The sequence below is a fragment of the Pseudomonas sp. 51_B genome (assembly GCF_017491595.1).
Taxonomy (GTDB): domain Bacteria; phylum Pseudomonadota; class Gammaproteobacteria; order Pseudomonadales; family Pseudomonadaceae; genus Aquipseudomonas; species Aquipseudomonas promysalinigenes.
In genome coordinates this window covers 1-500 of record NZ_JAFGYW010000220.1, presented here as the reverse complement: position 1 = coordinate 500, position 500 = coordinate 1, and the positions used below count along the sequence as shown (strand labels likewise).

Sequence of the window (500 nt, the reverse complement as noted above, 5' to 3'; positions counted from 1 at the left end):
ACCCTTGAGACCAAACATGCCGGTGCCCCAGTCACCGCTTTCCGCACGCAAGCGCGAAACGCTTCGGCCACTGCCATTCGTAAGTCCGCTCATATATTCGAGGCCTGTATCGATCCGGCCATACAGGGTGACGCTGCTTTGGGCCTGTGCGAAGCCTCCGATGGCCAACAGCCATGTTGCGAGCATAACTTTTTTCATTTGCATCTCCTGTTGCGCAAAAATGATTCGTACTACATATTTATTTGCAGACGATCGGCTCATAAAGATCGGAGCGTTGAATCACAAGACAGACGACTCCAGGTAGTCAATCGTTGGAGCTGCGGGACTAGCTGCCGCGGCTCACCGTCAGCGCGAGCGAATTGTTAGCGCTTTTTTGTGGCTATCTCCTTGTAATAGTCGTTTAATAAGAAGAGCGAGAACCCGTGGCGTTGAAACGCGCAGGCGTGCGCACCCCCACTGCGCAATGGGTGTCTGCGTAGCGCAGTTATCAAAGGTGGAAC

1 protein-coding gene is annotated in these 500 nt (G+C 53.4%); it reads right to left on the bottom strand.

Annotated elements, in window-relative coordinates; translation table 11 throughout:
* The coding region (locus J5M56_RS24505) for a porin (RefSeq protein ID WP_207937998.1) at positions 1–198 on the bottom strand (198 nt) is incomplete at its 3' end.
* Between the last annotated feature and the right edge of the window lie 302 nt (positions 199–500).